17 protein-coding genes and 3 pseudogenes are annotated in these 21,309 nt (G+C 69.7%); 6 read left to right on the top strand and 14 right to left on the bottom strand.

The window, feature by feature from the left end; genetic code table 11:
* The first annotated feature begins 7 nt into the window (after positions 1-7).
* Entirely contained in the window at positions 8-1,135 is a 1,128-nt protein-coding gene (gene rsgA, locus ABD357_RS27690; protein ID WP_344393732.1) for a ribosome small subunit-dependent GTPase A, read from the top strand.
* 176 nt (positions 1,136-1,311) lie between these two features.
* On the opposite strand, the gene ABD357_RS27695 is transcribed toward rsgA, so the two are convergent.
* From ABD357_RS27695 to ABD357_RS27720, 6 genes are all read right to left on the bottom strand, one after another.
* Positions 1,312-2,253, bottom strand: coding sequence for an EamA family transporter (locus ABD357_RS27695; RefSeq protein ID WP_344393733.1), 942 nt, complete (start codon positions 2,251-2,253; stop codon positions 1,312-1,314).
* A 14-nt stretch (positions 2,254-2,267) separates the two neighbouring features.
* Entirely contained in the window at positions 2,268-3,020 is a 753-nt protein-coding gene (locus ABD357_RS27700; protein ID WP_344393734.1) for an ABC transporter ATP-binding protein, read from the bottom strand.
* On the bottom strand, positions 3,017-3,844 hold the full coding sequence (locus ABD357_RS27705; RefSeq protein WP_344393735.1) for an ABC transporter ATP-binding protein: 828 nt from the start codon (positions 3,842-3,844) through the stop codon (positions 3,017-3,019). The genes ABD357_RS27700 and ABD357_RS27705 overlap by 4 nt, the downstream gene beginning before the upstream one ends.
* Complete coding sequence (locus ABD357_RS27710; protein ID WP_344393736.1) at positions 3,841-5,220, bottom strand: branched-chain amino acid ABC transporter permease; 1,380 nt, start codon at positions 5,218-5,220, stop codon at positions 3,841-3,843. Before ABD357_RS27710 ends, ABD357_RS27705 begins: the two co-directional genes overlap by 4 nt.
* A gap of 3 nt (positions 5,221-5,223) precedes the next feature.
* Positions 5,224-6,270 carry a branched-chain amino acid ABC transporter permease gene (locus ABD357_RS27715; RefSeq protein WP_344393737.1) on the bottom strand — a complete coding sequence of 349 codons (1,047 nt, stop codon included), beginning with the start codon at positions 6,268-6,270 and terminating at the stop codon, positions 5,224-5,226.
* Positions 6,271-6,429: 159 nt separating this feature from the next.
* Complete coding sequence (locus ABD357_RS27720) at positions 6,430-7,695, bottom strand: branched-chain amino acid ABC transporter substrate-binding protein (RefSeq protein ID WP_344393738.1); 1,266 nt, start codon at positions 7,693-7,695, stop codon at positions 6,430-6,432.
* Between the two features lie 238 nt (positions 7,696-7,933).
* On the opposite strand from ABD357_RS27720, the pseudogene ABD357_RS27725 reads away from it, so the two are divergent.
* Positions 7,934-8,470: pseudogene (locus ABD357_RS27725) on the top strand (bifunctional transcriptional activator/DNA repair enzyme AdaA); the annotation flags it as partial.
* Positions 8,471-8,516: 46 nt separating this feature from the next.
* On the opposite strand, the pseudogene ABD357_RS27730 reads toward ABD357_RS27725, so the two are convergent.
* Positions 8,517-8,738, bottom strand: a pseudogene (locus ABD357_RS27730) (PNPOx family protein); the annotation flags it as partial.
* A 61-nt stretch (positions 8,739-8,799) separates the two neighbouring features.
* Positions 8,800-10,023, bottom strand: coding sequence for an RNA-guided endonuclease InsQ/TnpB family protein (locus tag ABD357_RS27735; RefSeq protein WP_344393739.1), 1,224 nt, complete (start codon positions 10,021-10,023; stop codon positions 8,800-8,802).
* A gap of 25 nt (positions 10,024-10,048) precedes the next feature.
* On the opposite strand from ABD357_RS27735, the gene tnpA reads away from it, so the two are divergent.
* Positions 10,049-10,465: an IS200/IS605 family transposase gene (tnpA, locus tag ABD357_RS27740; RefSeq protein ID WP_344393740.1), complete on the top strand. Its 417-nt coding sequence runs from the start codon at positions 10,049-10,051 to the stop codon at positions 10,463-10,465.
* Between the two features lie 165 nt (positions 10,466-10,630).
* On the opposite strand, the pseudogene ABD357_RS27745 reads toward tnpA, so the two are convergent.
* The 3 genes and pseudogenes from ABD357_RS27745 to ABD357_RS27755 form a co-directional block, all read right to left on the bottom strand.
* Positions 10,631-10,777: pseudogene (locus ABD357_RS27745) on the bottom strand (pyridoxamine 5'-phosphate oxidase family protein); the annotation flags it as partial.
* Between the two features lie 83 nt (positions 10,778-10,860).
* A complete protein-coding gene (locus ABD357_RS27750) occupies positions 10,861-13,188 on the bottom strand; it encodes a glycosyl hydrolase family 95 catalytic domain-containing protein (RefSeq protein ID WP_344393741.1) in 2,328 nt (775 codons plus the stop codon).
* A 154-nt stretch (positions 13,189-13,342) separates the two neighbouring features.
* Positions 13,343-14,323 (bottom strand): helix-turn-helix domain-containing protein, encoded by a 981-nt coding sequence (locus ABD357_RS27755; protein WP_344393742.1) that lies wholly within the window; start codon positions 14,321-14,323, stop codon positions 13,343-13,345.
* Positions 14,324-14,545: 222 nt separating this feature from the next.
* Between ABD357_RS27755 and ABD357_RS27760 the strand changes: the two genes are divergently transcribed.
* Together ABD357_RS27760 and ABD357_RS27765 are read left to right on the top strand one after the other, a co-directional pair.
* Positions 14,546-16,216 carry a protein phosphatase 2C domain-containing protein gene (locus tag ABD357_RS27760; protein WP_344393743.1) on the top strand — a complete coding sequence of 557 codons (1,671 nt, stop codon included), beginning with the start codon at positions 14,546-14,548 and terminating at the stop codon, positions 16,214-16,216.
* Positions 16,217-16,441: 225 nt separating this feature from the next.
* Positions 16,442-16,939 (top strand): ATP-binding protein, encoded by a 498-nt coding sequence (locus ABD357_RS27765; protein ID WP_425585035.1) that lies wholly within the window; start codon positions 16,442-16,444, stop codon positions 16,937-16,939.
* A 71-nt stretch (positions 16,940-17,010) separates the two neighbouring features.
* Here the strand turns inward: ABD357_RS27765 and ABD357_RS27770 are convergent, their stop codons facing one another.
* Both ABD357_RS27770 and ABD357_RS27775 read right to left on the bottom strand, forming a co-directional pair.
* On the bottom strand, positions 17,011-18,057 hold the full coding sequence (locus tag ABD357_RS27770) for a DUF2637 domain-containing protein (RefSeq protein ID WP_344393745.1): 1,047 nt from the start codon (positions 18,055-18,057) through the stop codon (positions 17,011-17,013).
* 309 nt (positions 18,058-18,366) lie between these two features.
* On the bottom strand, positions 18,367-19,200 hold the full coding sequence (locus ABD357_RS27775; protein WP_344393746.1) for a (2Fe-2S)-binding protein: 834 nt from the start codon (positions 19,198-19,200) through the stop codon (positions 18,367-18,369).
* A gap of 139 nt (positions 19,201-19,339) precedes the next feature.
* Here ABD357_RS27775 and ABD357_RS27780 point away from each other — a divergent pair, with 139 nt between their 5' ends.
* Positions 19,340-20,311 carry a GntR family transcriptional regulator gene (locus tag ABD357_RS27780; protein WP_344393747.1) on the top strand — a complete coding sequence of 324 codons (972 nt, stop codon included), beginning with the start codon at positions 19,340-19,342 and terminating at the stop codon, positions 20,309-20,311.
* A gap of 134 nt (positions 20,312-20,445) precedes the next feature.
* Here the strand turns inward: ABD357_RS27780 and ABD357_RS27785 are convergent, their stop codons facing one another.
* On the bottom strand, positions 20,446-21,219 hold the full coding sequence (locus tag ABD357_RS27785) for a hypothetical protein (RefSeq protein ID WP_344393748.1): 774 nt from the start codon (positions 21,217-21,219) through the stop codon (positions 20,446-20,448).
* Positions 21,220-21,309: the final 90 nt, after the last annotated feature.

The following is a 21,309-nucleotide window of genomic DNA, read 5'->3' on the forward strand; positions in this document are numbered from 1 at the left end:
GTTTCCCTTGACTTCCTCTTCCTCTGCTTCTGCCTCGTCCTCTGCATCCTCGTCTGCTGCTTTCTCGGCGCTGGCTCCCTACGGCTGGGACCAGGCGTGGTCGGACGAGTTCGCCCCGTACGACGCCGAAGGGCTCGTGGCCGGGCGGGTGATCCGCGTCGACCGGGGACAGTGCGACGTGATCACCGCCGACGGGGTCATGCGCGCGGACACCGCGTTCGTGACACCGCACGATCCCCTGCGCGTCGTGTGCACCGGCGACTGGGTCGCCGTCGAGCCTGCAGGCAATCCCCCCTACGTACGGACGTATCTGCCGCGCCGCACCGCCTTCGTACGCTCCACCTCCTCCAAGCGGTCCGAGGGGCAGATCCTCGCGGCCAACGTCGACCACGCCGTCGTCGCCGTGTCGCTCGCCGCGGAGCTCGACCTCGGCCGCGTCGAACGCTTCCTCGCGCTGGCCTGGGAATCCGGTGCGCAGCCGGTGGTCGTGCTGACCAAAGCCGACCTGGTGCCGGACGCGGTGACGCTCGGGCACCTCGTGCAGGACGTGGAGACGAGCGCGCCGGGGGTGCCGGTGCTGCCGGTCAGCGCCACGTTCGGGGATGGACTGGACGTCCTCGCGGCGGTGGTGTCCGGCGGCACGTCCGTACTGCTCGGCCAGTCCGGCGCGGGCAAGTCGACGCTCGCAAACGCGCTGCTCGGCGAGGAGATCATGGAGGTCCGGGCGACGCGTGACGCGGACGGCAAGGGCCGCCACACCACGACGACGCGCAACCTGCTCGCGCTGCCCGGCGGCGGGGTGCTCATCGACACCCCGGGGCTACGCGGCGTCGGCCTCTGGGACGCCGCGACCGGGGTCGGCCAGGTCTTCTCGGAGATCGAGGTACTGGCCGCCGAGTGCCGCTTCCACGACTGCGCGCACATCGCGGAGCCGGGGTGCGCGGTCCTCGCCGCGGTCGAGTCGGGTGCGCTGCCGGAGCGGCGCCTCGACAGCTACCGGAAGTTGCTCCGGGAGAACCAGCGGATGGTGGCCAAGACCGATGCGCGGTTGCGGGCGGAGCTCCGGCGCGAGTGGAAACGGAAGGGGGCGGAAGGGCGCGCGGCCATGGAGGCGAAGAGGGGGCGCCAGCGGTAGGGGGCGTCTGCGGTAGGGGAGCCACCGCAGAGCGTGTTCGAGGCGGCACGGACGCGCGGGCCGCGCCCGAGGGCGCGGCCCGCGTTGTCAGCGGTCCCGTCGCGGGCCGCGCCCGCTGCTCACAGTCCTCCGGTGTACTCGAAGATGTAGAGCCCGTGGTTGGCGTTAACGTGATCTTATTTTCCAGAGACGTCGGACGGGGTGTCAGAGTCCGCTGGGCGCACCGCAGTTCGCGAGGCGCCAGCCGGCCGTGAGGTGGCGCCGGACGAGCCGAGCGCCACGCCCACCGCGACCAGCAGGCTTCCGCCCAGCTGCGCGAAGCCGAAGGCGCCCGTGCCCACCAGGGGCGCGGTGAGCGCCGCGGCCACCGGGGCCACACCGGTGAGCAGCGCCATCCGCTGCGCCCCGATCCGCTGCACGGCGGCGAACCACAGCAGGAAGCACACCGCCGTCACCATGACCGCCTGCCAGGCGAGCGCCGCCGCCTCCACCCCGGTGGGCGTGCGCAGCCAGCCGCTGCCGTCGAGGAGAAGCCCCGCGGCGCCGGCCTCCAGCGCGGCCAGCAGGCACACGCACAGGGAGAGCAGCATCGGGCCCAGCGCCCGCACGGCGGGGCCGATCAGCAGCATCACGGTCACCTCGCCGGCCAGGGCCGCCACCGACCAGAGCACACCGGCCAGGTCCGTACGTCCGAAGCCCTGCACCACCGCCGCGCCCGCCGTCACCACCACGGCAGCGAGAACCGGGCGGGCGGCGGGCCGACGACGCTCCACCAGCGGGGTGAGGGCCGCGACGACCACCGGCGAGCAGGCGACCACCACCCCGGGCACCGTCGGCTCCGCGGTCCGCACGGCCTGGAGTACGGACACGTTCATGCCCACGAGCCCGGTCGCCGCGATCACCGCAAGCCGCAGCCACAGCCGTGCCGTGAGCCGCCGCAGAGGCGACCGGTCGGTGCACGTGGCGAGCAGACACAGCAGCAGGAACCCGGTGGCGTAACGGACGGACTGCCCACCCAGATGCGGGAAGTCCGACATCGTGCTGCTCGCCACGAACGAGATGCCGAGCAGAGCGGTGGACAGCCCGCCGTACAGCACACCGAGCCCCTGTGGCCGCATCCCAGCGCGGCCGCTCAGCCGCCGAGATAGGCGTTGACGATGTCCTCGTCCTCCACCAGTTCGGACGCCGGCCCGTGGAGCTTCAGCGCGCCCGACTCCAGGACGTACGCACGGTCCGCGATCTCCAGCGCGGCCAGCGCGTTCTGCTCCACGAGCAGCACCGTGGTGCCCTGCTCGCGGATCCTGGTGATGGTTTCGAAGATGACGTCCACCAGGACGGGGGCCAGGCCCATGGACGGCTCGTCGAGCAGCAGCAGCTTCGGCTTCGCCATCAGCGCCCGCCCCACGGCGAGCATCTGCTGCTCGCCGCCCGACATGGTGCCCGCTTTCTGGTTGATGCGTTCCCGCAGCCGGGGGAAGAGGTCGAGGACCATCTCCCGGTCCCCCGCGATGTCCTCCTTGTCCTTCCGCAGGAACGCGCCCATGTCGAGGTTCTCGTCCACGGTCATCCGCGGGAAGATGCGCCGGCCCTCCGGGGAGTGGGCGATGCCCCGCTTGACGACCTCGTGGTCCGCCAGCCCGTTCAACTCCTCGCCCTGGAAGGTGATCCGGCCGTGTCGCAGCGGCAGCAGGCCGGAGATGGCCCGCAGGGTGGTGGACTTGCCGGCGCCGTTGGACCCGACGAGGGTGACGATCTCGCCCGGGTGGACGGTCAGCGACAGGCCCTTCACGGCGGCGATGTTGCCGTAGTAGACGTGGATGCCGTCCAGCTCCAGCATCGGCTCGCGGGTGTCGGTCACGTCGCCCTCTGCGCTGGTGCCGCTCATGCGCTCTTGCTCCTTCCGGACTTTCCGAGGTACGCCTCGATGACCCGCTCGTCGTTCCTGATGTCGTCGGGGCCGCCCTCGGCGATCTTCTCGCCCCGGTCGAGCACCGTGATGCGGTCCGACAGCTGCATGACCACGCTCATGTCGTGCTCGATGAGCAGGACCGAGAGATCCTTCTCGTCCCGCAGCCGGTGCACGAAGGAAACGAACCGGGCCGATTCCTGCGGGTTCATACCGGCCGTCGGCTCGTCCAGGAGAAGGATGCTGGGCTGCAGCGCCAGTGCCCGGGCGATCTCCAGCCGCCGCTGGTCGCCGTAGGAAAGGCTGCGGGCGTACTCGTCGGCGAACTTGCCGATGCCGACGAAGTCCAGCAGCTCCCGGGCGATTTCGCGGGCCTCGCGCTCCTCGCGGCGCTGCCGTGGGGTGCGTACGACGGTGTGGAACGGCCCCGACTTCAGCCGGGAGTGCATGGCCACCTTGACGTTCTCCTCGGCCGTCATCAGGCCGAACAGACGGATGTTCTGGAACGTACGGGCCATGCCGAGCGCGGCGATCCGGTGCGGCACCAGGTTGGTGGTGTCCTTGTCGCCGAGGAGCACCCGGCCGCTGGTGGCCCGGTACAGGCCCGTGAGCACGTTGAAGAAGGTCGTCTTGCCCGCGCCGTTGGGCCCGATGAGGCTGACCACCGACCGGTCGGGGATGGTGAAGCTCACGTCGTTGACGGCCACCAGGCCGCCGAACTTCACGGTGATGCGTTCGGCGCGCAGCTTCGGCGGAGCGTCCGCCGCGGCCCCCTGAGGCGTTTCCTGCGAGGCGGTCGTCATATCGTGTTTCCTGCCTTCTCCCCGAGCCCGTCCTCGGTGCCCTCGGTGCCCTCGGCGCCGGTGGCGGCCACCGCGTCAGCGACCATCGCGTCAGCGACCACCACGTCGGCGGCCGGCGCGTTTGCCGCCGCCTCCAGTTCGGCGTCCTCGGCCTCCAGCGCCTCGTCCAGCTCCGGTGCCGCCTCCTCCATGTCGGCACCCAGCGCCTCGCGTTCGGTCCGGCTGGGTTCGCGCAGCACGAGCTTGGTGCGCGCTTCGGGCAGGATGCCCTCGCGCCGGTAGATCATCATCAGCACGAGAATGCCGCCGAAGAGAAGGAAGTTGTACGAGGGGAAGTTGATGTCGGTGCCGAGGTTCTCGTTGATCGTGTTGCCCATCTGCGGCAGCCCCGTGGAGTTGATCCAGGCGAGGACGAGTGCGCCGAGGGTGACACCCCAGACGTTGCCCATGCCGCCGAGCACGACCATCGCGAGCAGCGTGATGGAGATGGAGAAGTTGAACCGGTCGGGCAGCACGCCGCCGACGTGCGTGGCGAAGGCGACACCGGCCAGACCGCCGGCCACCGCGCCGACCGCGTACGCGGCGAGCTTGGTGCGCATCAGCGGTACGCCCATCATGCTGGCGGCGAGCTCGTCCTCACGGATGGCGAGCCAGGCGCGGCCGAGGCGGCCCTCGCGCAGCCGCAGCGAGATGAACATGACGACGGCCGCGATCACGACGAAGACCACGAACTTGTACACCAGGTCGAACGGGCCGAGCGTGAACCCGCCGATGGTGATCGGGTCGACCGGGGTGATGCCCCGGGCGCCATTGGTGAGGTTGAAGCCGCCGATGTCGTCACCGTTGGTGAAGACCTGCGGGATGATCTCGCCGAAGCCCAGTGTCACCAGGGCGAGGTAGTCGCTCTTCAGACGCAGCGTCGGAGCACCGATGATCACGCCCCACAGGGCGCAGAAGGCGCCGCCGATGAGCAGGACGAACCAGAAGTTGACGTGCACGCCGACCGCGGACGACTGCGCGCCGCTGAGAAAGTGGAGGTTGACCTGGTAGAAGTGGCCGGACATCAGCCAGCCCGCGGTGTAGCCGCCGAGCGCCCAGAAAGCGACGAAGCCCAGGTCCAGCAGGCCGGCGTAGCCGACCACGATGTTCAGGCCGAGGGCGCAGATCACCCAGACCAGGGCCTCGTTGACCGAGCTGAGCGGCAGCCAGGTCTGGAAGAACTGCTGGCCTTGCTCGGGGAGGCTCGGCACCATGTAGTAGTAGGCCAGGAACACGAGTAGGGCGGCTGCGGCGTAACCGAGCGGCCAGCGCACGTGGTGCGGCACGGGCAGGACAGGCAGCCGGCCCGTCCTGGCGGAGGTCTTCGCGGAGGCCATGGACTACACCTTCTCCGTGGTCGGCCGGCCCAGCAGGCCCTCGGGCTTGAAGACCATGAGCAGGATGAGGATGCTGAACACGACGCTCTGTGACCACTGCTGGCCGAACCCGTAGGGCGCGCCGTCGTTGATGCCCTGGATGACGCCGATGAGGACGCCGCCGAGCACCGCACCGGTGATGTTGCCGATGCCCCCGAGGACGGCGGAGGTGAAGGCGATCAGGCCCATCTGGTAGCCAAGGTTGTACGCGGTGGTGCCCACCACCTGCTGGTACATCACGCCCGCCGTACCGGCCAGGGCGCCGCCGATCAGGAATGTGAAGGAGATGGTCCGGTTGACGTTGACGCCCATCAGCCGGGCGGCGTCCTGGTCCTGGGCGACGGCCCGCATCGCCTTGCCCTGCCTGGTGCTGGTGACGACCCAGCGGAGCAGCAGCAGGATCGGGACCGTCACGGCGACGACGAGGAGCAGGCTGTAGTCGACCTTGAAGCCGGCGAAGCCGATGGATCCCTCCGGGAAGATCGACGGCCACTGCTTGGGTGTCGAACCGTTCCACTTCAGGCCGATGAACTGCAGGACGAAGCTCATGCCGACGGCTGTGATGAGCGCGGCCAGCTTGGGGGCACGCCGCAGGCGCCGGTAGGCGAGGAATTCGATCGTGACGTTGATGCCGCCGCAGAAGACCATGGTGCCGACCAGGGTCACCAGGAACAGCACCCAGCCCAGGAGGTTGGACTGGTCCTGGCCCATCACGGTGGTCAGCAGGAATCCGCTGCACAGGGCGCCGAGCATGAACAGATCGCCGTGCGCGAAGTTGATCAGCTCGATGATGCCGTAGACCAGGGTGTAGCCCAGCGCGATCAGCGCGTAGAGCATCCCCAGGTTGAATCCGTCCGCGCTCGCGGAGAAGAACTGGGACGGTGACTTGATGAGGTTGGCGCCGAGCCAGATGACGACGCCGAGGAGAATGACGTAGGTGGCGTACCGCTGGATCAGAGCCTTCCGGTCGATCGCGGTCGGAGCCACCAGGCTGGTGGCGGTTGCTGCCATGACGTTCCTCGTGGAGTGGGAGCGAGGCGTACGCGAAGGGGGCGCAAGCGACAGGGGCGTACGCGAAGGACGAGAGCCGGAGCCGTGCCCGCGACGGGTGCCGAAGCCGTGTGGGGCGGGCGCCACGGGACTCCGCGGCGCCCGCCCCGCACTACCGGTTCAGCTGACGGGCCAGGGCTTGAGGTAGGTCTCCGTCTTGCCCTTCAGTTCGAGGACCGAGATGTCGAGGACGTTCACGTCACCGGTCTCCTTGGAGATGGTGATCTCCTTGCCCACCGCCGACTCGGCAGCCGGGATGGTGATCCCCTCACCCTCGAACACCGCGTCCCGGACGCTCTTGCGGGTGCCGTCGGACTTCTCGATCGCCGCCAGGATCACCTGCAGCGCCTCGACGCCGTAGAGCGCGTAGTTGGTGGCCGGGTCCTCGCCGTACTTCTTCTTGTAGGCGTCCAGCAGCTTCGCCGCGGTGCCGCCCTCCTCGCGCAGCACCTCCGTGGACAGGCCCGCGAAGGTGAGGTACGTGCCCTCCGCCTGGGCCAGGCCGTCGAACTCCGGGTAGCCGGTGAAGCCGTCCGGGGTGATGAGCTTGACCTTGTCGTTGTCGCCGAGGACCTTGACCTTGTCCTTGACCAGCTGTCCGCCGTTGTTGTCGAAGATGCCGCCGAGGTAGACGCAGTCCGGCTTCTTGGACTTGATGCTGGTGAACAGGGCAGCGTAGTTGGGCTGCTTGACGTCCCACGCCTGGTTGCCGAGCACGGTGATGCCCTGCTTCTTGGCCTCGTCCTCGAAGGCCTTGGAGACACCCTTGCCGTAGGTCTGGTTGTCGTTGAGGACCATGCATCTCTTGAGGCCGAGGTCCTTGGCGGCGAACTGCGCGCCGGCGGCGCCCTGGTAGTCGTCGGTGGCGATGACGCGCGCGTAGCTCCGCTTGCCGCTCGGGGAGTACTTCTCGGGGTCGCCCGGATCCCAGGACTTCGTCAGACCGGGGTAGGTGTTCGCGTGGGACACCATCAGCATCGGACCTTTCGGGTCCGCGTTCAGCACCGGGGCGATGATCTGCGCGCACCCGGAGTTGTAGGTGCCCATGACGGCGACCTCTTTGGCGTTGGCCACATGGTCCTGCGCGTTCTTCGCACACGTCGCGTCGTCCCAGGCACCCTTGGCGGCCGTGGAGTCGTCGTAGACCTTCAGCTGGACCTTGTACTTGCCGGCCTTGCCGCCGACCTGGTCCAGGTAGAGCTTCATGGCGTTGACGGTCGCCTCGGACGCGTCCTTGGAGGCGCCCTGAAGCGGCAGATCGACACCGACGACCAGGGTGTCGCCGGACGACGACTCCTCAGCTCCCCCGGAGGCGCTGCCGCTACAGGCACTTGCCGCCAGGCCGGCCACAACTGCCATCGCCACGAACTTGGCTGATTTGAACATCCCACTCCTCGGTTGCCGCAGGTACGCGGCAATCTGAGGCCTGTGTGTTACAGCTGAGGTCTTTGAAAGCTAACGGAGATGTTTCGTATTGAGGGGTCATTTGATCGTTATCGATCGTCTATTTTCGGACACGAAGGATTCTGAGGGGCTGGCCCCCGTCCGATGGGTGCGGCGCCTGTCCGACGTCGTGTCCGATTTCCGCCAGCGCCTTCGGGCGCCGGCGCGGAGACTGGGAAGCGTGAACGATGAAGAGACCAGGTACGAGGCCGTACGGAGCAGGGACGCACGGTTCGACGGACTGTTCTACTTCGCCGTCGAGACGACCGGGATCTACTGCCGTCCGAGCTGCCCGGCGGTGACGCCGAAGCGGCGGAACGTGCGGTACTACGCGACGGCTGCGGCGGCACAGAGCTCGGGTTTCCGGGCGTGCAGGCGGTGCCGGCCGGACGCCGTGCCCGGCTCCGCCGAGTGGAACGTACGCGCCGATGTCGTGGGCCGCGCCATGCGCCTGATCGGGGACGGAGTCGTCGACCGCGAGGGTGTCGCGGGCCTGGCTGCGCGGTTGGGGTACCGTGCCCGCCAAGTGCAGCGGCAGCTCACCGCCGAGGTCGGTGCCGGGCCGGTCGCGCCGGCCCGTGCGCAGCGGGCGCACACCGCGCGGGTGCTGCTGCAGACCTCCGATCTGCCGATCACGGAGATCGCGTTCGCGTCCGGGTTCGCCAGTGTGCGTCAGTTCAACGACACGATCCGGGCCGTATACGCCGCCACGCCCACCAACCGCATCGGACGTCGATGGCTGGGCAGCGGAATGATGATCCGGGTCAATCCTCCAAGCCCCAGCTGTGGATCCGTCTCGGGTGGATGCGGATCAGCTCTTCGCTGAAGTGCGGGCCCAACTCGTGTGGCCCTATGAGGAGTTCGGCCTCGCCACGGATGTCCACGCCGCGTACCTTCCAGGGCCGCAGGCTGACGATGTCGTCGACGACGAGCGCGACCTTCGGGTTCTTCCGCAGGTTGCGCCACTTCTTCGTGGTTCCCATGGCTTGACTTGCTCCTCGCCCTGAAGGGCGAGGATTCTGGCCTTCTCGACTTGTTGCTGTGCCGCTACGCGGCACGGGGTTCGGTCGGGAATCCGTGGCTTCCTGTTTCTTCGCGCTGTGCCGGGATTGCTCCTGGTCTTACCGGCGCTCCGCAGGCCGATACCGCCAGTCCGGCGGCCGTTTTCACGTTGATCGCGGCGTTGGTGTCCCGGTCGTGGACGGTACCGCAGGCGGTACAGGTCCATTCCCGGACGTTCAGGGGTTTGGGTCCGTCCTTGACGCCGCAGGTGGAGCAGGTCTGGGAGGTCGGCTCGAACCGGCCGATTTTCACCAGGGTGCGGCCGTACCGTTCCGCTTTGTACGCCAGCATGCTGATGAACGATGCCCATCCGGCATCGTGCACGGACTTGGCCAGTTTCGTGCGCGCCAGTCCCGCCACCGACAAATCCTCCACGGCGATCCCTTGGTTCTCGGCAATCAGTTTCGTGGAGAGCTGGTGGTGGAACTCACGGCGCGCGTCAGCAACTTTGGCGTGGGCGCGGGCGACCTTGAGACGGGCCTTGGCCCGGTTCTTTGATCCCCTCTGCTTGCTGGACAGCTCCTGCTGGGCCTTCTTCAGTTTCTTCTCCGCGCGCCGCAAAAAGCGCGGGGAGTCGATCTTCGTGCCGTCGGAGAGGACCGCGAAGCTGGTCAGGCCGAGATCGATGCCCACGGTGCGGTCGGTGTCGGGCATCCGGGCCGCGTCGGCGGCGGGGTCGGTGTCGAGGACAAAGGAGGCGAAGAACCTGCCCGCGGCGTCCGTGATGACGGTGACGGAGGTGGGAGTGGCGGGCAGCATGCGGGACCACTTCACCTTCACCGCGCCGATCTTCGGCAGGTTCAGACGGCCGCTGCCGGTGATGCTCCAGCGTGCGTTGGCGGTGAACCGGATCGACTGCCGGGCGTCCTTGCGGGACTTGAAGCGGGGCGGGCCCATCCTGGGGCCTTTGCGGGTGCCCTTGAGGGAGGCGAAGAAGTTGCGGTACGCGGTCTCGGCGTCCCGCAGGGACTGCTGGAGCACCACCGCGGAGACCTCACCCAGCCAGGACCGTTCCGCTGTCCGCTTGGCCTCGGTGATCAGGCGCGTGGACAACTGACCGGCCGTCGGGAACGGCTGCTCGGCCTTACGTGCGTCCCCGCGGGCGCGAACCGCGTCGTTGAACACGACGCGGGCGCACCCGAACGCCTTCGCCAACGCCGTCTGCTGGCCGGTGTCCGGGTACAGGCGGAAGCTGTACCTGAGCTGCATGACCGTCACGCTACATACTTGGGTTATGGGTGAGATGCAGGAGATCAGAACTGGTCGGCACTGTGCTTTCATGATGCATGTGCACTTGGTCTTCGTGACCAAGTTCCGGCACAAGGTGTTCACCGATGCCCACTTGAGGCGGATGGAGGAGATCATGCGGTCGGTGTGTACGGACTTCGAGTGCACGCTGGTGGAATTCAACGGCGAGGACAACCACGTCCACCTGCTGGTGAACTTCCCGCCCAAGGTCGCCGTGACCAAGCTGGTCAACTCCCTCAAGGGCGTCTCCTCCCGCCGCCTCCGTCAGGAGTTCCCCGACCTGGTACGCCACTACTGGCGGGCCAACAAGCTCTGGTCCGGGTCCTACTTCGCCGGAACTGTCGGCGGCGCCCCGCTCTCCGTGATCCGGCAGTACATCGAACAGCAGAACCGGCCCGTGTGAGCACCACCCGGCTCCGCCGGGAGAAACCCTCCCTGCGCCCCGCGCCGCAGGCAAAGAACTGCGGTGTCCGGCTCCGCCGGACCTGAATCCGCGACGCTCCGCGTCGCCACCACCAGATTCGCCTCACCATCGGCCTGAAGGCCGATGCACTGCGAATGAATTCCGGTAGCCGCCGATCAGGATCGTCCCGTCGTCCTGCGGAAAGAAGCCGACGGGGTTCGCCTGCGGCTGGCCGTGCTGGTCGACGGTGGCCAGCCGGCCCAGCCGCTGCGACCTGAGATAGGCCCGTTCGGCCTCGCTGAATTCAGTCATGGCAGCAGCCAAACACGGGCTCATGCCGTACGCATCGGATCGTGGTCCTACGGCCGTCGGATCCTGGCCCTACGGCCAGAGGCCTACATCGCGGGGAGCCCCCAACGCGGTGCCTCCTCGTTCGGCTCGACCGGCGCGATCCGCAGGTCCGGACGGTCGTCTTTGGCGGTGATCAGCGCCGACTCACCCTTGCGCAAGGCGACTCGGATGGTGCCGTCGCCTACGGAGTCGTATCGCAGGGGGCGTCCACGGCCGTCCCGTACGTCGACCGGGCCCGTAATGCCATGCCGTACGACGCACGGGGCGCCCGCCTCGCTGACCAGTCGGACCCAGCGGGTCACCCCGCCCTCCCGTACCGCGCTGAGCAGGAACGCGCCCTGTGTACGGAAGTTGTGGACCGTCAGGTCCGCCCATGCGGCGGGGAGCGCGGGGAATACGCGGATGACGCCGTTGATGCCGCCCCAGGACTGGCAGACCATGTCGTGCAGGGACTGGGCGGCCGACAGGGGGGTCTCGATGACCGGGCCGGTCTCCTTGTACATGGTGTTGGGCTGGATGAAGCGGGACATCAGCTGGCCGAGGTACGTGAGCGCGTCCTCGCCCTTGCCGAGCAGGGCCGAGATCGAGGCCGCGCCCGTGAACGTATAGCCCTGGAGTGCGCCCTCGAAGCCGACCCAGTGGGCCAACGACCTCTCGATCAGGGTCTTTTCGTCCGGCGTACGGCCCGTCAGCTCGTACAGCGGGTACACCGCGAGCAGATGCGAGTAGTGGCGGTGCGACTTCGCGAAGGGGATGTCCGCGCCGATCATGAAGCCGTTCTCGTCGGTCGGATACGCCGCCCGTCTGGCCAGCACCTCGCGCCAGCGCGGCGCCAGTTCGTCGTCGATGCCGAGGAGTTCCGCCGACTCCAGCAACGTACGACAGCCCCATGTCAGCAGCATCAGGTCGTAGTTGCAGTCCCGCGAGTTGCCGCCGTACTCCGGTGAGAACGTGGCCGGAAGATGCAACTTGCCGTCCGCGCCCGGCTCCAGGAAGTGCAGGTAGTAGTTGATCGCCTTGCGGAGGAGGGGGAACAGGACGTCGCGGAGGATCGATTCGTCCATGGTGTGGCGGTAGCTGAGCCAGACGTTGTGCAGGGCCCAGGTCAGGTTTCCTACCTCGGGAGTCGGCGGGTCCTGGCCCGGGATGCCGACGCCGTAGCCCAGTACGGGGCCCGTCGCGCCGCCGTTGACCAGCGAGGCGTCGGTGGTGCGCGGGATGCCGAGGGAGTCGGCTCGGTACGCGGGCGCCATCTCGGCGGTGAGGTTGTCCCGGAACTCGCTCAAGGCCCTTGTCACCGCGTCGAGTTCGAGGTGGTTGGAGCCGTGGATCAGCCAGTACTCCAACTGCACGTTCAGGTTCCACCAGGTCGCCGGCCACGGCGTGGACTCGACCCAGGGGCCGCACGTGGCCATCACGGGCGCGTCCCGGCGGGCTGCGGACGCCGTCTTGTAGAGCTGGATCCAGTAGAAGCGCTGGATGCGCGCGTCGGGCAGCGAGAGGAAACTCTTCCGGTAGAAGGCCCGCCACCAGGCGCGATGCGTCACCGCCAGGAGGTCGTACGAGAGGAGCGAGGCGCTGCGGACGGCGGCTGTCGCCCGCCCGAGCGCCGTCGACTTCGGGTACGAGTGCGCGACATGCGCGTACAGCGTCCGCGTACGGCCCCGGGTGCGTTCCCGCCACGCGGTGACATGCTGACCGCCGGACAGCAGCGGCTGTACGGCGGTGGAGATGCCGTCGAGTTGCCCGGTCTCGGCGGGCGGGTTGACCGCGTACCCCTCTGGCAGCGGCCGGAAATCGGCGCGCGGGCTGATCGCCTTCGCCGGGTGGAAGACCCACTTGAAGTCGCGCTCGCCCTCGCTCGGCGTCACCTCGATGGCCAGCACGGAGTGGGAGTTGTGCACCAGGGCGCGGAGGGTGAGCGTGCCCTGGTCGGTGGTGAGCGTGCCGGTCAGCTCGGCGTCACGCAGGCCGAGGCGCCAGTCCAGGCCGGTGATCGTGCCCACCGGTTCGAGTGTGAAGTGGCCGATCGGCAGTCGTGCAAGCCCGAAGAGCGAGCCGAACTCCGGGCGGTGGTCCTGGACTTCGGAGTGCTGCACGTTGAAGCGGACGGCCTCGGTCTCCCTGCCCGGTTCGGCGTAGATGCCGGATCCCAGGAAGCCGTTGCCCAGGAACGGGCCCTCGTACCAGGTCTTCGGCATCCGCTGCCAGACCAGGTCGGCGTCGTCGAGGACGGTACGCCAGGGGTCGGAGGAGTCCGCGCCGGCTGCGCCGGAAGCCGCCGTGGCAGGTGCGGGCAGGCCGCCCGCGAGCAGCGTCCCGCCGAGCGCGGAGCCGGTGGCGAGCACGGTACGTCTGGACGGGCTGGGCATGGCGCCTCCTGGCGGCTCGCACGACACAGGGACGTGACAGATTCATCGGAGCTATCCCCTAGCGCAAGTTAGAGATGGCGCGAGAGCTCGTCAATAAGTCAGGAGAGATCGGATGTGTTGAGTCCGATGTGTTGAGAGCGATGTGTTGGTGCGGTCAGTCCTTGCGCTCCCGGGTGACCCAGCCCCGCTCGTACGCCTGCCAGCCGAGTTGTAGCCGCGTCGTCACGCCCGTCAGTTCCATGAGGCCTTTCACCCGGCGTTGTACGGTCCGCAGGCCCAGGTCCAGTTGCTTGGCGACGCTCGCGTCGGTCAGTCCGGCGAGGAGCAGGGAGAGGATCTCCAGGTCGGCGGTGTCGGGTCCGTCCGGCTCCTGCTCGGCGGGTGCGCCGGCCGCACCGAGGCGCAGCGGGAGCGCGTCCCGCCACACCGACTCGAACAGGGCCGACAGTGAGGCGAGCAGCCCGCTCGCGTGCACCACGAGCGCGGCGGGTTCGAGGGCGCCCGACGCCAACGGCACCATGGCGAGCGCCCGGTCGGCGATCACGAGCTGGGTCGGCACCTTGTCCACGACCCGTATCCGTTCGTCGCGGCCGAGCGCCTCGGACAGTTGGGCAATGCCGGTGGGCCGGTGCAGCACGGCACGCTCGACGACCACTCGGTGACGGGCGGCTTTCTCCTTCGCGTCGTTCTCCGTCCCGGTGACGAGGGACGCGTCAGCGGTGACCAGCGCGCACACGTCCTCGCGAGCCCCGAGCCGGAGTTGCAGAAGCCGCTGCGAGACGGCCGCCGCGCCCGTCACCACCTCGACCAGATCGTGCCCGGCGGGCTCGGCGGCCTGCGCGCGGTACTCCTCGGCGAGCCGCGCCGCCGCCAGCTCCGCCTTCTCCAGCTCCTGGCGCCGCTGGGTGAGCAGCGCGCCGAGGGCGACCCCGGGCGGCGCCGCGACCCAACGCCCGGGCCGGGCAGAGGACTTGGCCGCGAGACCGTGCCGCTCCAGTCGGCGCAGCGCCCGCTCCGTGTCGTACTCGCCGAGGGTGAGCCGCCGCGCGAGGTCCGGCACGTCGGCGGCGCCCACGGACACCAGCGCCCGGTACGCCGATTCATGTGTCTCGTCCAGACCGATCGCTCCCAGCATCCGGCGACGCCCCTCCTCGATGACCGGCCGTGGCGGAAAAGTGCCACGGCGCAAACGTGCCGCCGCACATCATTCCCGTACCACCCGCCTCTCTGCCACGGTTGCGTCACCCTGCCCGGGTTGCGTCACTGTGGCACCAGCTGCCGTTCGTCGTCCGGGCCACCGGGCGGTTTTTCCGGATGCACCGTTTTCATCCGGCCCGTCCAGTGGACAATTGGGGGCATGAGCCAGCAGGGGGAGACGCCCACCGGTCATGAGGACGACTGGTGGCGGCAGTTGTACGACGACTCCACCGAGGACACGGGACCGGCAGCCGCGGCCGACTCCCTCGACGACCGGTTCGCCTCGGCGGCGGGAACGGTCGGAGTTGTTCCGCATCAGGGTCCGCCCGGCGGAGGCGCCCCCGCGAAACCGTCGGCCTCGGAGCCGCCGTCCACGGTGCCTCAGCCCTCGGTGCCGCCGGGCGCCGACACCTTGCGGCGCAGTGGGCTTCAGCGGCAGCGGGCGCCCTGGGAGGCGCCGCCTCCCGAACCGCCGGGGCCGGCCTCCTTTCCGCCGGGCCCCAATCCGTCGCCGCCGTCTCCACCGGGTCCCAAGCCGCCGGGATTCCGTGAGGAGGTGTCCGGCGGCGATACGTCCACGGAGACACCGGGGGCAGCGCCGGTCGCTTCCGCCTCCGCCGCCAGTGAGCGGGCTGATGCGCCCGCGGATGCCTCATACGGCAAGGGAGTTGAACGAGCCGATCGGGCTGATCGGCCCGAGCCCCCGGCCCGCGGCCCCGCCACATTGATCGACGCCCCTTCAGGCGCCCCTTCAGGCGCCCCTTCAGGCGTCCCGTCGGGCGTCTCTGCAGACACCCCGCCGGACGACGACCCGTCAGCAGCCTCCTCGGACACGCCGTACGCCCCCCGCACCCCCGCCGCTCCACCCACCGTCGGCTACGTAGGCTCCGGCCCGCCCACCTACGACCCCGAACCCACCGCTCTTCCGCCCGCGAACCCCGACGATCTCGACGACCTGGTCGCCGACACCGTGCTGGACGGGGCGCACTACGGGACCTGCACGCTGCGGGCCGCTTCCGTGCGCGGGGACTCCGCGCGGTACCGGGGTGAGCCACGACGGGACTCGTTGCTGACCGCGCGGTTCGGGACGGGGGAGCAGGCGCTGGTACTCGTCGCCATGGCGACCGGAGCGCGGGCCACACCCGGCGCGCATCTGGCTGCCGCCGAGGCCTGCCAGTGGATCGGGCGGGCCGTGGGCCGCAGCCACGCGCGGCTCGTCGAGGACATCAGGTCGGCCCGGCGCGGCGACCTCAAGTCTGGGCTGCACCGGCTCACCGACCGCAGCCTCGGCAAACTGCGGGCCACCGCCGCCGAGCAGGGCATCGACCCGGAGGAGTACACGGCGAGTCTGCGCTGTCTGCTGCTTCCGGCAGACCCCGAGTGCCGTACGCGCGTCTTCTTCGGCGTCGGAGAGGGCGGTCTGTTCCGGCTGCGCGAAGGCGAGTTCCAGGACATCGAGCCGCGAGTCGCCGAGACCACCGGCGAGGCCGTGGTCGGCTTCGGCTCGCCGCCCTCCGAGACCCCCGAGGGCGACCGGCTGACCATGGACCTTGGCATCACGACACCCCCGAGCCCGTACGAACCCGCCCCCCGACCGCCTCGCCCACCCTTCCGTTTCCGTGCTTCCGTGGCCCGCCCCGGCGACACACTGCTGTTGTGCACGGGCGGCCTGGCCGAACCGCTGCGCGGCGAATCCGAACTCGCCCACCACCTGACGTCCCGCTGGACGGACAGCGAGCCACCCGGCATGGCGGCCTTCCTCGCCGACGTCCAGGTGAGGGTCAAGGGATACGCCGACGACCGCACGGCGGCCGCGGTCTGGGAGGCGTGACGCGTCCGTTCGACGTCCGCATGGAGCGGCCGAGGGACGGTCGATTCCCACTGGGTTGTCCCTTCCCGTACGGGGAACCCGTGGCCGTATCGCAGGTAGTTGACCATTCGACATGACTGGCGCGTTCCGGGCGGGGCATGCATCCCGTGTAAGTGTTCGAGCAAAGGGGGCGACGTCGACGTGCGGGCGGGGGTCATGAAGAGGCAGGCACGAGGGGGCGGTCCCGTGGTATCCGGGGTCTTCTCGGCAAAGGCTACGAAGACGAAGACGAAGACGGTGAAGCCGGCGGAGGAATCGGCGAACGGCGCAAGGGACCGGCAGGGCGGTCCGCAGCTCAGGCGCAGACTGCGGCGGGCCGATCTGCGGGCCGTGCCCGAAGTGCGCAGAGCACTACGGGAGTTGCTCTCGCGCTGGGGGAAGCCCGGCGGGGCCGAGACGGCGGAACTGCTGACCAGCGAACTCGTCACCAACGCCCTCGTCCACACCGACAGCGACGCGGTGCTCACAGCCACTGTCGGGCCGCGCGGACTCCGGGTGGAGGTACGGGACTTCCTGGGCCGCAAGCCGAGTCTGCGGCCGTCGAACGCCGACGAGGATACGTATCGCGACGACACGCACGGCCGAGGCCTGGTGCTCGTCGAGTCACTCGCGGACGAGTGGGGCGTACGGGCGCACCGCGTGGGCAAGTCGGTGTGGTTCGAACTGAACGGCGGCGCGGCCTAGTTCAGGCCACGCCGCCGCAGAGAGTAAGGCCACTATGTGGGGGAAGCCTCAGGGGGCATCAGCATCAAGCCTCAGCCGAACTGCTGCTCCAGGTCCTTGAGCTTGCGCTCCAGGGAGTCCAGCCGCGGCAGAGCCATCGTGTCGTCCTCGGCCGTGAGGTCGACGGTGACCGGCTCGGTGCCGCTTCTAACGGGCGCGAGGGAGGGACGGGCGGCGCGCATGGGCAGTGGTTCCGGCGTCGATATGGCAGGCTCCGCGGTCACCTGAGCGGGGGCCGCGGGCGCCTGCACGGCCTGCACCTCGACCTGCCTGCCGCCGCGCCCGATCAGTCCGCGGTGGCCGCGGGTGAGTGCCTTGATGCGGGCCCGGTCCAGGCGCTCCTGGTCGCGCCGGCGCTGCCGGTTCGTCTCCTTCTGCCGCTTGTCCTCGCGCACTTCCTCGACCGCTTCGTCCAGACTGCGTACCCCTTCAAGAAGCATCAGCGACCAGGCGCCGTAGGTCTCACGGGGAGCGCGCAGCCAGCGGACGATCCGGATCTGCGGCAGCGGGCGGGGCACCAGGCCCTGCTCGCGCAGCGCCGCCCGGCGGGTCTGCTTGAGGGCCCGGTCGAACAGCACCGCGGCCGACAGCGACATGCCGGCGAAGAAGTGCGGGGCGCCCGCGTGGCCGGCGCCCCGAGGAGCGTGCACCCAGTTGAACCAGGCGGCAGCGGCCGCGAACGTCCACACAAGTATCCGCGAGCCGAGAGCCGCGTCGCCGTGGCTGGCCTCGCGCACCGCGAGCACCGAGCAGAACATCGCGGCGCCGTCCAGGCCGAACGGAACGAGGTACTGCCAGCCGCCGGAGAGATTCAGGTTCTGCTCACCGAAGCCGACCAGTCCGTGGAAGGAGAGCGCTGCGGCGACCGCGGCGCAGCAGAACAGCAGCACATAGGAGGCGGTGCCGTAGATGGCCTCCTTGCGCCGGCGTCGCTCCTCGCTGCGTTCCCAAGAGTCGTCCGCTTCCGCTTTCTCCCCGGCGCGCTTGCCGCGCGCGAGCACCGCAACCGCCGCCAGCATGCCCAGGAGCAGTACGGCGCCCGGAAGCAGCCAGTTAAGCGATATGTCGGTCAGTCTCATCTGGGGTCCCTTGCATTGGGATAGGGCGTAACGCCCGCCATAGTGGCCCAATCCCGTCGGCCCTCAGGGGTTTTCGGCGCAAGAGGCCGCCAAGGGAGTGCAAGGGGATGCGCAGGGCGACGTTCTGCTCGAACTGCCGGTCGAGGGACAGGAGTTGAGTGCGAATAAGATTACCCGTATCGGTGGTTCCACGGATAGTTCCTGCGACAAGTGAGGAAACTGTGAATCACTCGTAACCTGTGGGGTCGCTCGCGGTTCGCAGTGCCTCTCAACTGGCCCTGAGGGCAGCCCGCTTGCTGCGCAGGGCTCTCAACCGGCCGCTGGCGCCGTCAGCTTCTCGATGCGGACCGCCTCGCTGTTGCGGGGGCAGTTGGCGCAGGTGTCCTCTGGTTCCAGGGTGTAGAAGAAGCAGCAGCTGGCCCGGTCGCGGGTGGGCAGCGACTCGCCGCCGGGGCCGGTCAGTTGGCGGAAGGAGGGGGTGCCGACGTACGGGCGGATCGTGCCCGGGAGCAGCCGCTCCAGTTCGGCCATCACGCGCGGCTCCTCGCCGAGTTGCCCGCCGATGTAGTGGAGGCTCTCGACCAGGTCGTCGGTCACCGTGCCCCACAGGGCACGGCCCCGGCGGCGCATCCGGGGACCGAAGCCGCCGAGCACCGGTTCGAGATGCTCGGCGACGGCTGCCCGTACCTCTTCGCGCAGAGCCTCCTCGTCCGGTACGACGCGGGCGCCGGGCAGCGTGGCCGCCGGGTCGTCCGGCAGGCAGGCGAATCCGTCGACCCGCACCGCCATGCGGCCGAGATCGCGCTGGTAGGAGACGTTCTCCACGGGGATACGGGGCACGCGGCGCAGCAGGAACCACGGCACCGTGAACAGCAGGCAGGCCGGCCAGGTGTACCGGTGCAGGCCGAAGCTGGCGATGACGTCGGGGCGGGCCTGCTGTTTGTAGTCCTTGAGTACCTGTGCGTCGTCCCACGCGAGGAACGCGTCGAGGTCTTCTCCGCCCGCTGCGAGCCGGTCGACGGCTACCCAGCCGCCACCCCGTGGAGCCTCCTCCTCGGGGCCGAGTTCCGTAATGCCCAGGTAGGGATACGCCTCGGTCAGACGGTCATACGCCTCCGTGACGACCATGTACGGACCACCCATCACGCTCGTCTGCCAGGTAAGGCTTACCTTATCCGATGTGGTCGAGGTTTGAACTGCCGCCCGCTGCGCATATCGTGCAGGCTTACGAACACATCACCCGCAATAGCCACAAGTACCGCCAACTCCGGAGGAGGCCCCCGTGAACCAGGCAGGCCCGCGCAACGGCTCCGCCGGGGAGACGGGGGACACGTCGGCCGAGGCCCGCCCCGCCCCTGACGTCCGCCCGAGGACGGGGGGAGCCAGGGTGCCCCCGCAGCAGGGGGCGGCGGATGCGGACCGGGAGCGTACGCGCGGTGCCGCCGGCAATCGCGTAGAGGCGGGCCCCGGGAGCGGCTCGCCGCAGGGCGCTGCCGCGCACTCGGACCCCGCCCGGGGCGAGCACACCCACAGCGAGACCCCGATTCCGCAACCACGCGCGGCACGCGGGGGCCCGCAGGCCGGTGCGGCGGGCGGGCCCGCCCCGTCCACCCGACCGGCAGCCCCGCGCCCCGTCGTCCAGCGATCCTCCGTCCGAGGCCAGATCCTCGACGCCCTCCGCGTCGCCCTCGTGGGCGGAGAGCTCGAGCCCGGCGAGGTCTACTCCGCCCCTGTGCTCGGTGAGCAGTTCGGGGTCTCCGCGACTCCCGTGCGTGAAGCGATGCAGCAGCTCGCGGTCGAGGGGGCCGTGGAGGTGGTGCCGAACCGCGGGTTCCGGGTTGTCGCGCGGGGGGCGCGGGAGCTGGCCGAGCTTGCCGAGATCCGCGTGCTGCTCGAGGTGCCCGTCATGCAGCGGCTGGCCCGTAGTGTGCCCGCCGAGCGGTGGGCGGAGCTGCGCCCTCTCGCCGAGGGGACGGCGCGGGCCGCGGCCACCGGCTGTCGGGCCACCTACGTCGAGTCCGACCGTGCCTTCCACCGCGCGGTGCTGGCCCTCTCGGGCAACGAGCAGCTGGTACGGATCGCCGACGACCTGCACCGCCGCGCCCAGTGGCCGTCCGTCACCGGCCCCGCCTCCCGCCGCCGCGCTGCCCTGACCGCGAACGCCGCCGAACACGTCGCGCTCCTCGACGCGTTGATCAACAAGGACCTGCCGAAGTCGCAGTCCCTCGTGCGCGATCACTTCACCGGCGCGTAAGCGCTCCGCTGGGAGAACGGTGATGAACCTGCGGGCCGGTGGGGGCTGGTCGCGCAGTTCCCCGCGCCCCTTAAGAGGCCTGCGGCCTCCTTCGGGGGCGGTAATGTCACCAAAGCCGCCCCAGCCCGGCACCATCACGCCGTAGCCGCCGGCGGAGCCAACCGCGGTGCCAGCCACGTCGGTACGCCCCCGAGGAGACGGAACAGCCTTGCCGCCTCGGCCCGTAGCCGGGATGCTTCCGGCTCGGTCTCGGCGTCGGCGAGGGAGGCCAGGGCGGGGGCCGTACCGACCAGGTAGCCCAACTCCTCGCGGATCCGCAGCGATTCGGTGAAGCCGTGCCGGGCCTCCGCCAACTCCCCTTCGCGCAAGGCGAGTCCGGCGAGGTGACGCCAGGTGAAGGAGAGCAGCAGCGCATCGCCCTGGGCGGTCGCGCCGGCGTGGGCGCGACGGTACGCGGCGCGGGCCGCCTGCGGGGATTGCGCGAGGTTCTCGGCGAGCAGCCCGCGCCGGAAGTCGAGCAGGGCCCGGCCCGGAGCGCTCGGCGCGATCAGCGCCGCCGCCCGGCCGAGCGCGGCCCGCGCCTCGTCCGCCCGGTCCCGCACCCCGAGCAGCGTGGCCGCGTACGCCAGCTGCCCGCGCTCGCAGGCCGCCGCACCCCGCTGCTCGTCACTCCGTGCCAGCGCCTCCGCCGTGCGCAGCGCGTCCTCGGCCTCCGCCCAGCCCTGCTCGGTGTAGAGGCACCGCTCGACGAGGAGCGAGGCCCGCTGCAGCGCGGCGGGAGCCGTGACGGGTTCGAGGAGCGCGGCTGCGTCGGCCCAGCAGGCACGCGAGCGCAGCCGCCATACCGCGGTCTGGAGTGGATCGTCCCCTGCAGCCGTTCCGTAACCAGACATGGCGGGATACGCCACGTTGCCCTCCCCGAGCACGCCATTGAGCTGTTGAGTGGTGGCGGCATCTCAGCACGAATGGACGCGCCTGGCCAAGGGGGTGGGTGAAAG

Source organism: Streptomyces vastus (genome assembly GCF_039532825.1).
Taxonomy (GTDB): Bacteria; Actinomycetota; Actinomycetes; order Streptomycetales; family Streptomycetaceae; genus Streptomyces; species Streptomyces vastus.